This window comes from Vibrio sp. V03_P4A6T147 (assembly GCF_002241085.1).
GTDB classification, from domain to species: domain Bacteria; phylum Pseudomonadota; class Gammaproteobacteria; order Enterobacterales; family Vibrionaceae; genus Vibrio; species Vibrio anguillarum.
In genome coordinates this window covers 1-2406 of sequence record NZ_NDIO01000375.1, presented here as the reverse complement: position 1 = coordinate 2406, position 2406 = coordinate 1, and the positions used below count along the sequence as shown (strand labels likewise).

General features: G+C 43.7%; 1 protein-coding gene. It reads right to left on the bottom strand.

Translation table 11 applies throughout. The features are described from left to right. On the bottom strand, window positions 1-2217 hold a 2217-nt coding region (gene pflB / locus B9J84_RS14390), incomplete at its 3' end, for a formate C-acetyltransferase (RefSeq protein ID WP_094124428.1). Window positions 2218-2406: the final 189 nt, after the last annotated feature.

The following is a 2406-nucleotide window of genomic DNA, read 5'->3' as shown; positions in this document are numbered from 1 at the left end:
GTTAAAACGCACAGCATAGCCAGATACACGAATGGTTAGCTGAGGGTATTTCTCAGGGTGTTTAACCGCATCTTCTAAAGTTTCGCGATTAAGCACGTTCACGTTTAGGTGTTGGCCACCCTCAATGCCTGCTTCATGGTGGAAGTAACCATCCATCAGGCCAGCAAGGTTTGCACGTTGACTTGCTTCTTCTTTGCCTAACGCATTTGGAACGATAGAGAAAGTATAAGAAATACCATCTTGTGCATCAGCAAACGGTAGTTTCGCTACTGAAGTCAATGATGCTACCGCACCTTTTTCGTCACGGCCATGCATTGGGTTTGCACCCGGTGCGAAAGGCATACCAGCACGGCGACCATCAGGTGTGTTACCTGTTTTCTTACCATATACCACGTTTGAAGTGATAGTCAGGATAGACTGAGTTGGAATTGCATCACGGTACATCTTAAGTTTACGGATTTTGCCCATAAACGTAGAAACAAGTTGGCATGCGATGTCATCAACGCGGGCGTCATTGTTACCAAATTTAGGATAATCACCTTCGATTTCGAAATCGATCGCTAGGCCATCTTCGTCACGAATTGGCTTAACTTTTGCGTATTTGATTGCAGATAGAGAGTCAGCAGCAACAGACAGGCCAGCAATACCACATGCCATCGTACGTTTAACGTCACGATCATGCAGTGCCATTAGCGCGGCTTCATAGCTGTATTTGTCGTGCATGTAGTGAATGCTGTTTAGTGCGGTCACATATTGCTTCGCCAACCAATCCATGAAGTGGTCCATTTTTGCCCATAGTTCGTCATAGTCAAGATACTCACCTGCGATCTTGTCCATTTTAGGACCAACTTGGATTTTCAACTTCTCATCAATACCACCATTGATGGTGTAAAGCATGGTTTTAGCAAGGTTTGCACGCGCTCCGAAGAACTGCATTTGTTTACCTACAACCATTGGCGATACACAACATGCGATAGCATAGTCGTCAGAGTTCATGTCTGGACGCATTAAATCGTCGTTTTCGTACTGGATAGATGAAGTATCGATAGATACTTTTGCACAGAAACGTTTAAAGCCATCAGGTAGCTGCTCAGACCAAAGTACAGTGATGTTTGGCTCTGGAGAAGGACCCATAGTGTATAGGCTGTTTAGGAAACGGAAGTTAGAACGCGTAACGAGTGTACGACCGTCAAGACCCATACCACCCATTGATTCTGTTGCCCAAATTGGGTCGCCAGAGAATAGTTCATCGTATTCAGGAGTACGTAGGAAACGAACCATACGCAGCTTCATTACGAAGTGGTCGATCATTTCTTGAGCTTGTACTTCAGTGATTTTACCCGCTTCTAGATCACGTTGGATGAAGATATCTAGGAAAGTCGAAGTACGACCTAGCGACATTGCCGCACCGTTTTGTGATTTAACAGCAGCTAGATAGCCGAAGTAAGTCCACTGGATAGCTTCTTGTGCAGTTTCTGCTGGGCGAGAGATGTCAAAACCGTATTTTTCAGCCATTTTTTTCATTTGGCCAAGTGCGCGGTGTTGTTCTGCAATTTCTTCACGAAGTTGCATCGTTGCCGTTAGATCTTCGCCGTTCTCAAAACGCTCTTGTAGAGAAGTGAATTGAGCAAGCTTATCCTTCATTAGGAAATCAATACCGTAAAGTGCTACGCGACGGTAGTCACCAATGATACGGCCACGACCATAAGCATCAGGAAGGCCCGTCAGAACACCAGACTTACGACACGCTAGGATATCAGGAGTGTAGATATCGAAAACGCCAGCGTTGTGAGTTTTACGGTATTCTGAGTAGATTTTTGAAATCATAGGGTCAAGAGTTCTACCGTATGCTTTGCAAGAACCTTCAACCATACGCACACCACCGTTAGGGATGATAGCGCGCTTAAGTGGTTTCTCAGTTTGTAGACCAACAATAGTTTCAAGATCTTTTTCGATGTAGCCTGCATCGTGAGCAGTGATGGTAGAAATAACGTCAGTATCGAAATCGACAGGGGCCTTAGTCGCGTTTTCCTGTTTGATACCTTCCATTACTTTAGCCCAAAGCTTGTTTGTCGCTTCAGTACCTTCAGAAACTAGGAAAGATTCGTCACCTTCATACGGCGTATAGTTCTTTTGAATAAAATCACGAACGTTAACTTCGTTTTGCCACTCACCTGCAACAAAACTTTCCCAAGCTTTAGCAAATTGCTCTGCCATGACATACCTACCTTTTTAGTAGAAAAAACACGTACCGTCTTCACCGTTGAGCCAGTTATCCTCGAAAGGAGCAGTACACTCTATTAATACAATATCTATATTCACACTATTCAATTATCTGAATATAGATATTGTGCTTTTAAGCCTTGAATGCAAGATTAGACTAAAATTTTTTTGCAAACCTTAAAC